The sequence below is a fragment of the Flavobacterium shii genome (genome assembly GCF_025847235.1).
Lineage (GTDB): Bacteria > Bacteroidota > Bacteroidia > Flavobacteriales > Flavobacteriaceae > Flavobacterium > Flavobacterium shii.
On sequence record NZ_JAOZEW010000020.1, the window covers coordinates 55,870 to 72,872 of the forward strand.

Here is a 17,003-nt window from a genome sequence, read left to right on the forward strand (position 1 = left end):
TAATTTTAGCCTATGGAACAATCTATACTATTTAGGGACTCTTTAAAAAAAAATATTCTAGCGACACTTATCGTTTTTTTATATTCTATAAATTCATTTAGTCAAAACTGTTCTATAAATGCTGGTGTACTTAATGTCACTATATGTGCAACAGATTCTTTAATCCTTTCCGGAAACTCTCCATCTCCTATTACTGGCAATGTGTTGTGGACACAAATATCGGGCCCTACGGTAGTTATAGACTCTCCTAATAGCCCAACAACAACAGTTGGTGGTTATACTGGTGGCAATACTTATATTTTTAGATATAGCGCAACTTGCGGTGACGGAATAGCAACTTATCAGGACAAAGTTGTTAATGTACAACCCATTACAATTGCAAATGCTGGTAATAATATATCTAGTTGTCCTAACGGTAACGGAACACTTACGATTATGGCAAATGCACCAAAAAATTCAGGCGAAACTGGATTTTGGGACATAGTAGGGGCTAATAATGCTGGAGTTGTAATTAATTTTCCAAACCTACCTACGTCAACGATTACATTACCACAAACTAGTTGTGGTACAAGTACTCTTGAGTGGGTTATAGAAGGTCCTGAATATTCGCCAGGGCAACGATGCCGAACTTCATCACAAATTACAGTTACTAATTATGGTGGAGTTACTCCAGTTACTGCTGGTACAGATCAAGTCTTGAGTAATTGCTACACTACAACACAAACTACAAATCTTACGGGGTCTTACGGAGGATGTAACATAAACGGACAAGTTGGTTTATGGACATTTGTAAGTGGACCTAATACGCCAACAATTGGTACTCCAAACTCTAATAAAACTCAAGTATCTAACCTTGTTCAAGGTATCTATACTTTTAGATGGTCTGTTACAGGACCATGTGCATCTGGAAATGATTTGGTTACGATTACAGTTCCTGCTGCAACGCAAAATGTAACTACTTTGCCAGGTGGTGATGAAAATATATATTTCTGTAATAATACCATTACTCAGGTTACGCTTATAGCGCAAACGCCTTTGTATACTGGTGAAACTGTGCTTTGGACACAAATAGCGGGAGATCCTGGTGCTATGATTGTTTCCCCTACTAATTCTACAACATTAGTTACTAATATATCAAATGCAGGAAATCCTTATAAATTTAGATATACACTAACTAATAATAACACAGGTTGTGTTTTTACCAAAGATTATAATGTGCAGTATAATGGGGCATCAAGAACTATTGTAGCTAATAATGGTAATGATCTGGTGGGTAGTTGTAATGCAACCGTATTTACGATTCCCCTTACGGTTACAGGAACAGGCGTAAATCAATACAGGATTGTAAGTGGCCCAAGTACTTCGCCATTAGGCCCATTCCCTACTGCTTTGCAAGATATTGGAAATTCTTTGACCCTTACCCTTACTTCTTCGGGAGAATATAGTGTGGAGTTTATTAGGAGCCAAAATGGATCTCCTGTAAATTGTGATTTCGGATTTGATTCGTTATCTATCTTAGTTTCAGGGGCTGCAATACCTTCAAATGCAGGTTCAAACGTGAGTTTGCCTTGTGGAGACACAACAACAACGTTATCTGGAGTAGCAACCGATGATGGTATGCACTTTTGGAGCCAGTTAAGTGGCCCCAATACCGCGGTTATTGCAGATAATTTTGCTGTAGATACACAAATAAGCGGTCTTATTCCTGGATCATACGTTTTTGAATATATAACAAAAGGTGGTGGTGCAACATGTGGTTTTTCTGTGGCTACAGTAACAATATATGTTTCGGCAAGTAACCTTGGTACAATCGATGCAGGACTCGATCAGGTAGTTTGTGCAAACTCTCAAGTAACTCTGGCTGCCTCACCTCCACTGAGTGGTGAAGTCGGAGAATGGAGTCAGGTATCAGGCCCTAATATAGTTATATTTTCTAGTCTTAATGATCCTAATGCTGTTGTTACAGGTTTTGCAACAACTTCATCTGCATACGTATTTCAATGGACAGTATCTTATCTTCATCCAGGTCCAGCCTGTAGTGCATCAATTTCTGATTTAGTTACGATTACAACAAACAACGCTCTCGCTCCGTCAAATTCTAATGCAGGTCCTAATGCTTGTTATCCTTCTGGCACCAGTACTTTTAATCTTGGTGGTAATACGCCTACTCTAACAGAAACTGGAACCTGGACTGTAACTCCTACGACTGGAGTTGTAATTACTAATCCAAACGATCCTAATACAATGGTAACTGTTCCCGGAAATGGAACGTACGTTTTTACATGGGCTATTGAAACGTCTACTAGACTATGCGACCCTAACAAAAGTAGTGTTTCTGTAACTATTGCAGATACTCCTCCAGAAGCTAATGCTGGACCAGATCAGGAAATATGTGGAAAAGTAATTACGATGGCTGCAACAGCCAGTAGTGGTGGTGTTGGAACTTGGACAAGAATTTCAGGTCCCGGAAACTATAGCATAAGCGATGAGCATGATCCAAATGCTGTTTTTACCTTTACTTATAGTGGATCTTACATATTTAGATGGACTATAAATGCTGATGTTTGTGGTGTTGCCTTTGATGATGTAACAGTATCCGTGGGGATTCCTCCTCATACTGCTGTAGCAGGGCCAGATCAATATGTTTGTAACAACACTAGTGTTACCATGGCTGGAAATAGCTATGATAGCTTTTTTGAAAGCGGACAATGGACTTTACTTACAGGAGCACCTAATCAACCAAATATCGTAAATCCATCTAATCGAAATACTGTTATTAATGGACTTGTAGCGGGTACTTATATTTTTAGATGGACTATTTTGGCAAAAAATATTTATTTATGTTCAGGTAGTTTTGATGATATGACTGTTGTCGTTTCTCCTGCTGCAAATGCTGGATCTGATCAGTCATATTGCGATGTAACCAGTGTACAACTTATAGGAAATAATAATTCTAACGGAACCTGGGTTCTTACCAGTACAACCGGAAACGTAAATGATGTTGTCATTACTCAATCTCCACCAGATAGCTATATCGCAAATGCTACTGTTGTACCTGGTAATAGTTATGTTTTTACTTATATGACTAATGGTATTACTTTTCCTGACAGTTCAGTTTGTGCAGGATCATCAGATTCCGTAAATATTACTATTTTTAGCGGAGCCAGTGTAGATCCAAATGCAGGACCAGATCAAATTTTATGTATTCAGGATGTTGGCGGTACTACTACTTTAGCTGGAAACATCCCTCCTCCCGATGTTAGCTTGGCTCAATGGCGTTTTGCTTATCAACCTTCAGGAAGCGTAGCTGTTATTGATACTCCTACTGCTCCACAAAGTACAGTCTCAGGTTTAACGGTACCAGGACTTTATATTTTAGAATGGGTATTTGAGAGTAATAGCTGCCGAACATTATCTGATATTGTTCGAATAGAGATGAATGCTGCACCAAGCACTGCAAATGCAGGCCCTGATGATACCGCTGCCTGTCAGACAACGTATAAAACTGCTGCAGTACCACCTACTGTAGGTATCGGAACGTGGTCTTTTGCCAATGCAACAGATGATCCCTCTGTGGGCGCTGTGGTAATAGATAGCCCAAACAGCCCTGTAACTACTTTATCAAATATTACAACCTTAGGAACATATATTTTAACCTGGACAGTAACAAACGGGCCATTTACTAATCCGTCTTTATGCCAGCCTACCTCAGATACTGTTCAGATAACTTTTAATGACATACCTCCATCTATTGCCAATGCTGGCCCTGATCAAGAGTTATGTGATGTTACGCTTGCTACTATGAATGCAGTCGCTGTAACTTCAGGTTTAGGAACTTGGACACAAGCTCCTGGTGGTCCTAATATAGCCACTATTGCATCACCTAATAACGAAAAATCCTTAATGCTAGGATTGATTCCTGGAACGTATGAGTTTTTATGGACAACTACGACTCTTAATTTAAACGGATGTATCTCTCAGGATTCTGTTAAAATTACAATATATCAATTACCATCAACGGCTAATGCTGGTCCAGACCAGATCATACCACAATTTTCGCCTGTAAATTTAAATGCTGTTCCACCAACTGTAGGAACTGGAGTTTGGACTCAGGTTTCTGGTCCAACAGTAATTGGGTTTGATGATAATACATCTCCAACAACTGCAATTGCAGGAACGATCTCAGGAACTTATGTGTTACAATGGACTGTGACTAATGGCAATTGTGCCGTTTCTATAGATACTGTTACACTAACTATTCTTGCCGTTGCTGATCTTGAATTAACTAAAACGGTTACGCCTACTAAAGGAAGTGCAGGTGATGTTGTGACCTTTAATGTTCAGATTTTTAATAACAATTCACTGGGTGGTACAGTCGATGCTACAGGTGTAGCGGTTCGCGATTATCTTCCTATTGGTTATACCATAGTACCGGGTTCTGTTAATCTGGCTGGTCAGTACAATATTGGTGATAATACGATTTTATGGTCTAATCTAATGGTTCCTAATGGAGGCAGAATAAACTTAACTTTTAAAGCGACTATCAATTCAACAGGATCTTATGTAAATGTTGCCGAGATTGTTGCTTCAGATCAATTTGACCCAGATAGTACGCCAAATAATCATATACCTAGTGAAGATGATCAGGATTCAGCTGCTATAATACTAGACATTGTCGATTTATCGCTTGCCAAATCAGTTTCACCTACAGTAGTAAGTATCAATGATAATGTAGTATTCACTATTAGTGTTACCAATAGTGGTCCTAATAACGGTAGCGGAATAACTGTTCTTGATAAATTGCCTATAGGATATACTTACGTGAGCGACAATGGTGCTGGCAAATATAACAATAGTACTGGAATCTGGAATATAGGGAATCTTAATAATGGAAACTCTATTTCGCTTCAAATTACTGCAAAGGTTAATGTGGCAACTGCTGCCAATTATAAAAATATTGCCGAGATTAAAACTGCGCGTCAGCTTGATCCAGATAGTACTCCTGGTAACGGATTGCCAGAGGATGATATGGATGATGCTTCTATAACTTTAAAAATGGCAGATTTAGAACTTAGTAAAGCAGTATTGCCTACAAGTGCAGCTGCTGGCGATGTAGTAGGTTTTACCCTCACTCTTGTAAATAAAGGCCCGGGGAATGCCACTGGAGTAAGTGTACAAGATGTTATTCCGGTTGGCTATACATTGGTTCCGGGATCAGTATCCAGTGGCGGAACATATCAGGTAGCTAATGCAACACTTGAGTGGAAAAACCTAATATTACCTAATGGAGGAACTACAAGCCTTACTTTTAATGCAACTGTAAACCCTACAGGGAATTATTTAAATACGGCTCAGGTAACAGCAAGTGATTTACTTGACCCTGATAGTACACCTAATAATGATGATGGTGATCAGAGTGAAGATGATGAAGCTAATGCCAAAATTACCTTTATTGGCCCATCTGCAGATTTGTCTTTGATTAAAAATGTAGTTGCAGGAAATTCAACTCCATTGATAGGAAGTCAAATTTCTTTTGAACTTATTATTACTAATAGTGGACCAAACAATGCTACAGGGGTTCAAGTACAAGATTTGTTACCTTCTGGATACGAATTTACAAACTATAGCTCATCTGCTGGTCTTTATGATGATGTTACAGGTTTTTGGAATGTTGGTAGTATTGATACGGGAGTTTCAGAATCTCTTATTATTGATGCAAAAGTTCTACCTACAGGAACTTATTTAAATACAACTCAGGTTACAGCAAGTGATTTGCCTGATCCTGACAGTACACCAAATAATGATGACGGTAATCAGAATGAAGATGATGAAGATAGCGTGTTTATTAATCCGATTCAGCCTTTTACAGATTTATCATTAACTAAAACGGTTAATAATGCAACACCTTTAGTTGGTTCACAAGTTACTTTTGAAGTGATAGTAACCAATAATGGTCCTCAAGATAATACAGGTGTACAAGTAACCGATTTGATTCCAGATGGATACACCTATAATGCATTTACAATTTCGACAGGAACTTATAATCCGACAACTGGATTATGGATTATTGGTAATTTAATCAACGGAAAATCAGAAACATTGCAAATTACAGCAACTGTAAAAGCCGCAGGAGATTATCTTAATATTGCTGAAGTAACTGCAGCTGGTCTTCCTGATCCTAACTCTACACCAAATAATGGAGTGCCAACAGAGAACGATTATGCAACGGCAACTATAATCCCAGTAAGACAGTCTTCGGATTTATCATTAACAAAAACGGTAAACAATCCATCACCAATAATTGGCTCGCAAGTTACTTTTGAAATTGTAGTGACCAATAATGGTCCCCAAGATAATACAGGTGTACAAGTAACCGATTTATTACCTTCAGGGTATACCTACAACGGATTTACTGTTTCAAGAGGAACATTTAATGCTACAACAGGATTATGGATAGTTGGTAATTTAGCTAACGGTACATCAGAAACATTGCAAATTACAGCAACTGTAAAACCAACAGGAGATTATCTTAATATTGCCGAAGTAACAGCAGCAGATCTTCCGGATCCTAACTCTACACCAAATAGCGGAATACCAACTGAAAACGATTATGCAACGGCAACAGTAATACCAACGATTCTGGCTTCTGATTTATCTTTGACTAAAAAAGTAAACAATCCAACACCTTTAGTTGGTTCTCAAGTTACTTTTGAGGTTGTAGTAACCAATAATGGGCCAGAAGACAATACAGGTGTACAAGTAACCGATTTAATGCCTTCAGGATATAGTTATAAAGGATTTACAGTTTCTACAGGAACTTATGATTCAGTAACAGGAATATGGACAGTTGGTAATTTGATTAACGGAAAATCAGAAACGCTACAAATAATAGCAACTGTAAACCCAACAGGAGTTTATACAAATATTGCTGAAGTAACTGCAGCAGGTCTTCCCGACCCTAACTCTACTCCAAATAACGGAGTACCAACAGAAAATGATTATGCGACTGTAACGACTACTCCAAGTAATCAGGCGGCAAACTTATCATTAACTAAAACTGTAGACAAATCAAGTCAGTTAATTGGTAATCAGGTTACTTTTGAGGTGATTATAACTAATAGTGGACCTCAAAATACTGCAGGAGTTGTGGTAACCGACTTATTACCTTCAGGATATACTTATAGCAGTTTTACAGCTACCAAGGGAACTTATAATAAGAATAACGGAAAATGGAATATTGGATCTTTAGTAAATGGAGATTCACAAACATTACAAATTACAGCCGTTGTAAACGCAACAGGTAATTATGTAAATGTTGCAGAAGTTACAGCGAGTAATTTACCAGATCCTAATTCGACCCCTAATAACGGAGATATAACCGAGGATGATTATGCAACAGCTGTAGTTACTCCTACTAGCCCTGTAGCCGATTTATCTCTTGTAAAAACGGTATTAGGAGGCAATTTAAATCCAGTATTTGGCTCAACAGTTACTTTTGAAATTACGGTAAGAAATAGTGGCCCACAAACAGCAACTGGCGTAAAAGTAATTGATTTACTACCAAGCGGATATGAATACATTACCTATAGCTCAACAGTTGGGCAATATCTTAACACGACTGGAATTTGGGATGTTGGAACCATTACAAATGATAGCGCAGCATCTTTATTTGTTACTGCAAAAGTAAATAATACTGGAAATTATGCCAACACCTCAGAAGTTTATGCATCAAACGAATCAGATCCAAACAGTACGCCAAATAATAATGTTCCAGGCGAAGATGATATTTCTACCGTAACCCTTATTCCTGTTGCTGCTGTTGCAGATCTTTCGCTAGAGAAAAAAGTAGTTAATAATATTCTTACTCCAAATGCAGGATCTCTAATTACTTTCTCGATTACCGTAACCAATTCAGGACCTAGTACAGCAACTGGTGTAACTATTAAAGATATATTGCCTCCAGGATATGATTATGTATTTTATAATGCAACTTCAGGAAGTTATAATCGAGTTAACGGAATTTGGTCGCCAGGAACAATACTAGCTGGGAACAGTCATAGTTTGTTAATCAATGTGTATGTGAAAAATCCAACTGGAGCTGCAAATGAATACCTTAATATTGCCGAAATAATGACTTCAGATCAAGTAGATCCAAATAGTACACCAGGTAATGGCGTTACTACCGAAGATGATTACGATAGTATATCGGTAACACCTGTTATTGTCATGGCAGATTTATCTATTAGTAAAACAGCATTAAATCAAGACGCTACTCATGATGTTGGTTCAACAGTTATTTTTACTGTAACCGTTACAAATGATGGTCCTGGAGATGCAACCGGTGTTGTGGTTAAAGATTTACTTCCACCAGGATTCACCTATTTTACTAGTAGTCCTACCAGTGGCCTTTATGACTTTATTACCGGAGTTTGGAATGTAGGATCTATTACCAATGGCACCAATCAATCTTTAGATATTTATACTACAGTAAATAAGCCAACTGGAGTTGCTGGTGAATATACCAACATAACCGAGGTAATTGCCAGTAATCTGCCTGACCCCGACTCTACGCCAAATAACGGAGTGGTTACAGAAGATGATTATGACAGTTTACAAATTAAAGTGGCTGTTGCCGATTTAAGTTTAGAGAAAACAGTAAGCAATAAAAACGCAAATGTAAATGAAGTCGTAACTTATACGGTACAAATTAACAACGCTGGGCCAAGTATAGCTACAGGAGTTGCTGTAGAAGATATGATTCCTATTGGATTATCTAATATTACCGGTATCAATAACGGTGGAATATTTAGCAAAAGCATCATAAAATGGGTAGATTTAACGGTACCTGTTGGCGGTATAACGTTAACATATCAAGCAACGGTTGAGAATCCGCATGGGCTTGATAGTTTCGATTATCAAAATATTGCTCAAGTTACCGCTAGTAATCAGTTTGATCCAGACAGTACACCAAATAATGACAATGGAGATCAAAGTGAAGATGATGAAGATTCCGAATTCATAAACATCCCTTCAACAGATATTGCAATAAATAAAGAAGTAGATAAAACTGATGTTCCTATGGGCAGTGAGGTAATCTTTACAATCACGGCAGAAAACCTTGGTGGCATAACAGCAACAAATGTTGAGGTACAGGATGTTCTCCCAAAGGGATATTCAGTAACTAGTTTTACTGTAACATTGGGAGCATACAACAGCTCTACAGGAATCTGGACAATACCAAGTGTAAATGCAGGAAGTTCCCAAACATTGACAATCCATGTTAAAGTATTAGATTTTAAAGATTATCTAAATACGGCAAGCTTTATAAAAATGGATCAGATAGATACCAATCCGTCGAACAATCAGGATACTGCAACGATTGCTCCTAATTGCTTGAAAGTTTACAATGAATTTTCTCCAAATGACGACGGGCAAAATGATACTTTTTATATCGATTGTATTACACAATATCCTGATAATCGCCTTCAGATATTTAACCGTTGGGGGAATTTAATTTACAATAAAAAGGGATATAATAACACTTGGGATGGAAAAGCAGATGGATCTGCGAAAGTGCTTCCAGAAGGAACATATTTCTACATCCTTGATCTGGGAGATGGTTCGGCTAAAACCTCAGGATGGCTTTATTTAAAATAAAATGAATAACCAAAATTAAATTGGCTATGATTCAAAATATAAAAAAGATTTTCACCATCATTACGATGCTATCTGTATTTGGCGCTATGGCACAGCAAGATCCGCAGTATACACAGTATATGTATAATACACTAACTGTAAACTCGGCATATGCCGGTTCGTTAGGGCATTTGGCCATAACCGGAATATACAGAACCCAGTGGGTTGGTCTTGAAGGTGCGCCAAAAACCGCGTCATTTAGTTTAGATACGCCACTAGGAAAACGTGTTGGACTAGGTTTATCTGTAGTTAGTGAAGAAATCGGGCCATCAGAAGAACAATACATTGATGCTAATTTCTCTTACACCATACAATCAGGATTAACTCATAAATTATCGTTTGGTATAAAAGGGGGCGGACGTGTATTAAATATCGATTGGACAAAAGGGAGTTACAGAGATCCCGATGCTCAGTTTCGTGAAAACATTACCAACAAATTCTTACCAGTTATTGGTGCAGGTTTGTATTGGCATGGCGAAAGAGATTACATCGGTTTATCGATACCAAACTTTATGACACGTGAACGATATGATTATGATGATATTGCAGATGATCTTGTTAACCAACGTATGCATTTATACCTTATTGGAGGGATTGTTTTTGACTTATCCGCCAATACAAAATTTAAACCTGCAACTTTGTTTAAATACGTTGCTGGTGCACCGTTAATTGCTGATTTTTCGGCCAACTTTATGTTCAATGATTGTTTAACTCTTGGCGTATCCTATCGTACCTCAGATTCTGTAAGTGGATTGTTTTCTTTGCAAATCACACCGCAAATATTAGTAGGTTATACGTATGATTATACCACAACCGAATTGCAAAATTATAATAGTGGCACACATGAAATTATGCTAAGATTTGAATTAGTATCACGCAAAAAAGGGTTAAAATCGCCTAGATTCTTTTAATACTATGCTATATGAAAAGAACAATTACTATACTTGTATTATTAGTTATGCAGCTAGTTTATTCGCAAACGAAAAACAAAACTGCCGACGCTCTATTTGATAAAATGTATTATATAGAAGCGGCAAAATCGTATGAAATATCCATAAAAAAAGGAGATGTTTCTAAAGAAATTTTGCAGCGTGCCGGAGATGCTTACTATTTTAACACGCAAATGGAAAATGCAAGTAAATGGTATGGTAAACTTCTTGATGATTATTCGAATGAAGTTTCGGCAGAATATTATTTCCGTTATGCACAATCCTTACAAGGAATCCAAAATTATGAACTGGCTAAAAAATGGATGAAAAGCTTTTCTGAAAAACAAAAAGCATCAGATTCCAGAGCCGAGAATTTTTCATTAAAAACGATAACCCTTGAAAATATTAAAGCTATAAAACCACAATTTATTCTTGAGAATCTTGATATTAACTCAGCTTATTCTGATTTTGCCCCCATGTTTTATAAAGGCGATTTAGTGTATGCTACAACCGTAGATTCCTCCTATTTTAAAACAGATAAATACGGATGGAATGATCAGCCGTACTTAAACCTTCAGCTCGGAAAAATAAGTCCAACACAAACTAACGTAACTTTTAAAGAACGTTTTGGAAAAGAAATTACAACAAAATATCATGAAGCTTGTGTGGCTTTTTCGCCTGACGAAAAAATAATTTATTTTACAAGAAATAATTATAACGGAAAACTGAAAAGAGATTCAAAAGGAATCAATAATTTAAAAATCTATTCGGCAAAAGCGGTTGAAAGCGGAAACGGCATTGTGAAATGGGAAAATATAAAAGAACTTCCTTTTAACAGCGATAATTATTCGGTTGGACAACCTTCTGTAAGCAAAGACGGAAAGAAACTCTACTTTGTTTCGGATATGCCCGGAACAATTGGTTCTACAGATGTTTTTGTGGTAGATATTTTAGGCGAAGACCAATATTCGAATCCTAAAAATTTAGGCGAAAAAGTAAATACTAGCGGACGCGAAATGTTTCCTTTTATTACAGATAAAGCGTTGTATTTTTCCTCTGATGGATTTTTGGGTCTAGGCGGACTTGATGTTTTTGAAAGCCGATTAAATAATGAGATCTTTAATACACCAGTTAATCTTGGCGCTCCATTAAATAGTAATCTGGACGATTTTGGCTATATCGTAAACGAAGAAACGAACAAAGGTTTTGTTTGTTCCAACAGAAAAACGGGCAAAGGCGATGATGATATTTATTCTTTTGAAAGAAGCTGTACACAAACTATCAAAGGGCATGCTTTTGATGCTATTTCTAATGCAAAAATAGCAGGTGCCATTGTTACGCTTAAAAATAAAGAGAACCAAAAAATCGACGAAACCGTTTCTAAAATTGACGGAAGCTATGAATTTGATGGAAACATTGCTTGTAGTACATCTTATACGATTGAGGCTGCAAAAGATAATTTTACAACCAATACAAAAGCAATTACTACTAGCGAAAGTTCTGGAATAATTCAAGTCCCAATTGGTCTTGATCCTGGACTTATAGAGCGCAAAGATGGTTTGTTAAAAATAAAAATCGGTATTATTTTCTTTGATCTTGATAAATCAGATATTCGATATGATGCTGCAATAGAGTTAAACAAAGTAGTTTTGCTAATGACTCAGTACCCGAATATGGTTATTAAGATAGAATCCCACACCGATTCCAGAGCTAATGACCAATACAATCTCGAACTTTCTGACCGAAGAGCAAAAGCAACTAGAGATTATATAATTTCTCAGGGAATCGCAGCCGACAGAATCGAAAGTGCAATAGGTTATGGAGAAACACAACTTCTTAATAATTGCTCAAACGGAGTTCCTTGCACCGAAGCTCAACATCAAATAAACAGACGTAGTGAATTTATTATTACCAAGATGTAAAGTCTTGAAATTTTAAGCTTATCTATACAAATGCATTCTCTATACAAACCTGGCTATATGCCATAACACAATCATTTTTTTGATTCTGAGCCTAAATAATGATCACTTTATTAATCGTTAGATTTACTAATTCCTAAGTTTTCATTTTTATGTAAATCAGGGTTTTCGATAACACTTGCTATAAACGATGCGATACTTTTCCTTGAAATTGCAGACCCTGTTTCTGGATTACCTTTATGAGTAATCTCATAATCAATTTCGTTGTTGTTTGTAAACCAGTCAGGGCGCAAGATAGTATAATCTAAACCTGAATTTTCTACCAAATCGGCTAATTTTCTGTAAGGAACCAGTACCGATTTTAAAGGCGTTTCATAAATTCCAATAGAACTTATGGCAATAATACGTTTCACCTTATTTTCCTGCATTGCTTTGACAATATTATTTCCCATTGCTTCCAAATTCCCAGCAAGGTTTATATATACAATATCTTGTCCTGCAATAGCGTTTTTTATATCACTATAATTCATTGCATCACCTTCAATGATAGTATAATCTTCTAATTCACTCTTTGATAATCTATTTTTATTTCTCAAAAATAGAGTGAGTTCAATTTTCCCAAGTCCCTTTATCGCTTCTATCACATGTTTTGCAAGACTTCCAGTAGCTCCTATAATTATTACTTTTTTCATATTATTTCATTTTATTTTTTTGCAGCCATTGTTGCACTTCGGTTGTTGCTTTCACTTTTTTATCTCCTTTCATTACAAACAAAATACCCTCTTTTTCTTTTCCTCCTTTTATTTCAAAACCTTCCAAAACGGTACTATTATTACAATTTTTTTTTACTGTTTCAAAACTGCTTCCTACGCCATAACCTGCATTGGTATTAAAAGGTATAATTGTTTTTCCGCTTAAATTATATTGTTTCAAGAAACTCTTTATTGGTGGCGGTAGCTGCATTCCCCAAGTAGGAAAACCAATAAATATGACATCATACTTTTCAATATTTTCTAGTTTTGTTTTTAAAGGCGGAAAATAACCCGTTTCATTTTCTTTAGATACCTGATCAACTGTTTGTTTGTAATTCTCAGGATAAGGCTTTTGTAATTCGATTGCTATCAAATCACCACCAACATTATTCTGAATAATTTCGGCAATTGCTTTTGTATTGTTAGTACGTGACAAATACACTATCAATATTTTTTTCGAAGATTTTTGAGCATGAGAATAAAATGATGAAAAACAAATAAGTATCATTATCGCCCATATATACGCTGTTTTATTCATAATGCTAATTATTTTTCATCTTATATTTTTAGTTTCCTACTCGTTTTTGCAAATGAGCAGGGTAACGATCTCCATGAATCGTTGTCTGCGTAAATGCATAATCAATTTTTTTAATATCATTGATAGATAAATTAATCGATGCACCTCCTATATTTTCTGTCAATCGATGTGATTTTGTCGTTCCGGGAATAGGTACTATCCAAGGTTTTTGTGCCAACAGCCAACCCAATGCAATTTGCGCAGGTGTAGCTGCCTTTTGATAGGCAATCTCACCTAATAACTCCACTAATCTTTGATTGGCTTTTCTGTTATCTTCACTAAATCGAGGTACAATATTTCGAAAATCAGTACTATCAAATTTCGTATTTTCATTGATTGCTCCTGTTAAAAATCCTTTCCCTAAAGGGCTAAACGGAACAAAACCGATTCCTAATTCTTCAAGTGTTGGTAAAATCTCTAACTCTGGCTCTCTCCACCAAATAGAATATTCGCTTTGTAAAGCCGTTACGGGTAGAACTGCATGTGCTTTTCGAATAGATTCAACACCAGCTTCTGAAAGTCCAAAATGTTTAACTTTTCCTTCTTTAATAAGTTCTTTGACCGTTCCTGCAACATCTTCCATAGGAACATTCGGATCTACTCTGTGCTGATAGAATAAATCAATCACATCAGTTTTTAATCGTTTTAAAGATTCTTCGGCAACTGCTCTAATTCGTTCAGGTCGGCTATCTTGTCCGTTATTAGCATTTCCATCTTTAAACCCAAATTTGGTTGCAATAACAACTTCTTTTCTAAACGGATTCAAGGCTTCTCCAACTAATTCTTCATTTGCAGCACCATAAGCTTCGGCTGTGTCAAAAAAGGTAATTCCTTGTTCGTAAGCTTCCCTAATCAATTTTATAGCTTCTTGTTTATCTGTTGCAGGACCATAACCGTAGCTCAATCCCATACAGCCCATTCCTAGAGCAGATACTTCTAATCCGTTTCTATAATTAATAAATAGAAATGCACAAATACCTAATATAAAAAAGGTCGAAAATATCAATAAAATAAGGCGTTCACAGCTAAAAAGGTCGAAATTGAGATTAAATTGAAATGTACATTTATACTACTTTTGACTAGCCTTAGATTAGCCTTTTGAAGAAACAACAAGGCTAATACTAACCCCGCATAAACCTTATAACTACTTTGATATGGCTTTATAGTCTAACCCTAACAAAACTAAGGCTTTCTGTCTATATATGTAATACAATTTAAGCCCTAGATATAGGGCTTTTTTTTATGTCAGTTGCTTAACAATCCAAAACTACAAAAAGCACCTTTTTTTATAATGGGTATATGGTTGGGTTTATAGTTGGGTATAAAATCGCGGTACTAAAAACCATACCTTGAAACACCCATAGATACCAAAAACATATAGTAAAACACTAAAAATAGACTTCAACTACACCCCCTAATTGCTGTATAAATACGTCTGAAAATAGTAAAATGCTGGTAATCAATATATTACTCCAATCGTATTACTCCCATCACGATAGAAATAGCGTTTATCTTGGATTTATGAAGCTGAAACGGTCTATATTTTTCGTTATCACTCACTATCATAATATGATCGTCATCTGAGGCGATATCTATTCTTTTTATTAGTGCTCCTTGCTCAGTGTCTAAAACGTAAACTTTATTCCATTGGAAGAATAAATCATTTAATTGTAATTTCTTGCAAGCGACAATATCACCACTATTGTATTTTGGATACATTGATGATCCCTTCACTTGAATTAAAAAATCAGCTCCCTTAAAGGTAGGAACTACAAACCTTTCACTTTCAAACTCCATAATTTGCATTTCTCCACCTCCGTAACCTGCCATTGCTTCAATCGGAATTAACGGAATTCCTTCTTTTTGTTCGTTTACTGTACAATTCTCTAATAAATCTTTCTTCTCGTATTTTAACTCTGAGATTACATTTTCTGTACGATCAGACTTCTTTGGGTTTTTCAACATAGGTTCTTCTCCAGTTAAAAGCCATTCAGAATTAAAAACTAAACACTTTGTGTAAATTAATTCAACGTCAAATGTATTTCTTGATTTCCAATTTGATAAAACTTGCGGTGTAATTCCTAAAAAACTAGCAAATTCAGTATTACTCTTGAAAGAATAATACTCCTTTATCTTGTTTAAAATCAGTGACTTATCCATATAATTTATTTTATTTTAAACAAATTGTGTATTTTGCTTACGGTTTTACACAATTTGTTTATATATTTGCATAACACAATCGTTTAAAATAGTTAATACAAATAGTTTCTAAACCAAAGATATGAAAATACTACTCCATCCCGAATTAAAAAATCAAATCGCACGAGAATTTAATACATCAAATCAAAATGTACTTACGAGTTTAAGTTATTTCAATAACTCTCAAAAAGCACAAGCGATACGTACTAGAGCTAAATTGTTATTGCAGCAAGAAGCCGAAAAAGTACAAATAGAAAAGTTTGAAATAAATAAACCGGAATAGACTATGAAAACTAAAATCATACATCACATCAATAGAGACTTCACCCATGAAGTTGTTGAAACCCAAACGTTATTTTATGGATACGTTGTAAAAACTGAATTTTCTAACGCTATAAATTTATAAAACATGAGACCAGTAGTAAACATAACAAACCTTATCGGAACAATGGTAATCATTGTCGATAAAGAAAGTGGAGTAAATGACATCGAAGAAAAGGTTACATCCGCTTTATTGAAAGCTGTAAGCAATGCTCAGATAATGTTATCTGAGCAAACACAAGAGTCAAATAATCCTACAAAGTAATAAAGATGAAATTATCCCAAATGTACTTACTAATAAAAACCTCGAAATACTTCGTAATTGATAAGGATTACATAAAAAAAGAATTTGGTTGTTTAGCGTTTCTTTATTATAACCCCAAGTTTAGCAAGATGTATATAGCCATTTATAACTTCTTTAGCCGACCTATCCGTTTTTACAGAAAAAGTGTTCGTAAGCATTTCATTAAGATCCCCTAATGGTGCAAGTTGTTCTGGGGTCAAACGTTCTTGAAATTCGTTTATAAAATGCGGAATTGCAGTGCTTAAAAGGTTCGTTCCTACGAACATATCAAGTTTATCCCAAAGTTCATTATCAATCATATTACTA

At 35.9% G+C, this 17,003-nt stretch carries 10 protein-coding genes; 5 read left to right on the top strand and 5 right to left on the bottom strand.

Annotation, left to right across the window (positions count from 1 at the left end):
- Window positions 1-12 precede the first annotated feature (12 nt).
- The 3 genes from OIU83_RS17585 to OIU83_RS17595 are packed head-to-tail and all read left to right on the top strand — an operon-like array spanning window position 13 to window position 12,547.
- Window positions 13-9,657, top strand: coding sequence for a PKD domain-containing protein (locus OIU83_RS17585; protein WP_264207564.1), 9,645 nt, complete (start codon window positions 13-15; stop codon window positions 9,655-9,657).
- A gap of 26 nt (window positions 9,658-9,683) precedes the next feature.
- Complete coding sequence (locus tag OIU83_RS17590) at window positions 9,684-10,607, top strand: PorP/SprF family type IX secretion system membrane protein (protein WP_264207565.1); 924 nt, start codon at window positions 9,684-9,686, stop codon at window positions 10,605-10,607.
- An 11-nt stretch (window positions 10,608-10,618) separates the two neighbouring features.
- A complete protein-coding gene (locus tag OIU83_RS17595; protein WP_264207566.1) occupies window positions 10,619-12,547 on the top strand; it encodes an OmpA family protein in 1,929 nt (642 codons plus the stop codon).
- A gap of 110 nt (window positions 12,548-12,657) precedes the next feature.
- Here OIU83_RS17595 and OIU83_RS17600 read toward each other — a convergent pair whose 3' ends face one another.
- The 4 genes from OIU83_RS17600 to OIU83_RS17615 all read right to left on the bottom strand — a co-directional run bounded on the left by OIU83_RS17600 (window position 12,658) and on the right by OIU83_RS17615 (window position 16,033).
- Window positions 12,658-13,236: an NAD(P)H-binding protein gene (locus OIU83_RS17600; RefSeq protein ID WP_264207567.1), complete on the bottom strand. Its 579-nt coding sequence runs from the start codon at window positions 13,234-13,236 to the stop codon at window positions 12,658-12,660.
- Window position 13,237: 1 nt separating this feature from the next.
- Window positions 13,238-13,834 (bottom strand): flavodoxin, encoded by a 597-nt coding sequence (locus OIU83_RS17605; protein WP_264207568.1) that lies wholly within the window; start codon window positions 13,832-13,834, stop codon window positions 13,238-13,240.
- A gap of 28 nt (window positions 13,835-13,862) precedes the next feature.
- Complete coding sequence (locus OIU83_RS17610; protein WP_264207631.1) at window positions 13,863-14,792, bottom strand: aldo/keto reductase; 930 nt, start codon at window positions 14,790-14,792, stop codon at window positions 13,863-13,865.
- 548 nt (window positions 14,793-15,340) lie between these two features.
- Window positions 15,341-16,033 (bottom strand): LexA family transcriptional regulator, encoded by a 693-nt coding sequence (locus OIU83_RS17615; RefSeq protein WP_264207569.1) that lies wholly within the window; start codon window positions 16,031-16,033, stop codon window positions 15,341-15,343.
- Between the two features lie 121 nt (window positions 16,034-16,154).
- Here OIU83_RS17615 and OIU83_RS17620 point away from each other — a divergent pair, with 121 nt between their 5' ends.
- Together OIU83_RS17620 and OIU83_RS17625 are read left to right on the top strand one after the other, a co-directional pair.
- Window positions 16,155-16,355 carry a hypothetical protein gene (locus tag OIU83_RS17620; RefSeq protein ID WP_264207570.1) on the top strand — a complete coding sequence of 67 codons (201 nt, stop codon included), beginning with the start codon at window positions 16,155-16,157 and terminating at the stop codon, window positions 16,353-16,355.
- A 126-nt stretch (window positions 16,356-16,481) separates the two neighbouring features.
- Complete coding sequence (locus tag OIU83_RS17625; protein ID WP_264207571.1) at window positions 16,482-16,658, top strand: hypothetical protein; 177 nt, start codon at window positions 16,482-16,484, stop codon at window positions 16,656-16,658.
- Window positions 16,659-16,750: 92 nt separating this feature from the next.
- Here the strand turns inward: OIU83_RS17625 and OIU83_RS17630 are convergent, their stop codons facing one another.
- On the bottom strand, window positions 16,751-16,996 hold the full coding sequence (locus tag OIU83_RS17630) for a hypothetical protein (RefSeq protein ID WP_264207572.1): 246 nt from the start codon (window positions 16,994-16,996) through the stop codon (window positions 16,751-16,753).
- Window positions 16,997-17,003 lie beyond the last annotated feature (7 nt).

Excerpts from the sequence above, each read along its gene's own strand:
- OIU83_RS17590 (WP_264207565.1), top strand. The coding sequence starts at position 9,684 with ATGATTCAAAATATAAAAAAGATTTTCACCATCATTACGATGCTATCT.
- OIU83_RS17625 (WP_264207571.1), top strand. The coding sequence starts at position 16,482 with ATGAGACCAGTAGTAAACATAACAAACCTTATCGGAACAATGGTAATC.
- OIU83_RS17615 (WP_264207569.1), bottom strand. The coding sequence starts at position 16,033 with ATGGATAAGTCACTGATTTTAAACAAGATAAAGGAGTATTATTCTTTC.
- OIU83_RS17600 (WP_264207567.1), bottom strand. The coding sequence starts at position 13,236 with ATGAAAAAAGTAATAATTATAGGAGCTACTGGAAGTCTTGCAAAACAT.
- OIU83_RS17620 (WP_264207570.1), top strand. The coding sequence starts at position 16,155 with ATGAAAATACTACTCCATCCCGAATTAAAAAATCAAATCGCACGAGAA.
- OIU83_RS17630 (WP_264207572.1), bottom strand. The coding sequence starts at position 16,996 with ATGATTGATAATGAACTTTGGGATAAACTTGATATGTTCGTAGGAACG.
- OIU83_RS17585 (WP_264207564.1), top strand. The coding sequence starts at position 13 with ATGGAACAATCTATACTATTTAGGGACTCTTTAAAAAAAAATATTCTA.
- OIU83_RS17605 (WP_264207568.1), bottom strand. The coding sequence starts at position 13,834 with ATGAATAAAACAGCGTATATATGGGCGATAATGATACTTATTTGTTTT.
- OIU83_RS17595 (WP_264207566.1), top strand. The coding sequence starts at position 10,619 with ATGAAAAGAACAATTACTATACTTGTATTATTAGTTATGCAGCTAGTT.
- OIU83_RS17610 (WP_264207631.1), bottom strand. The coding sequence starts at position 14,792 with ATGGGCTGTATGGGATTGAGCTACGGTTATGGTCCTGCAACAGATAAA.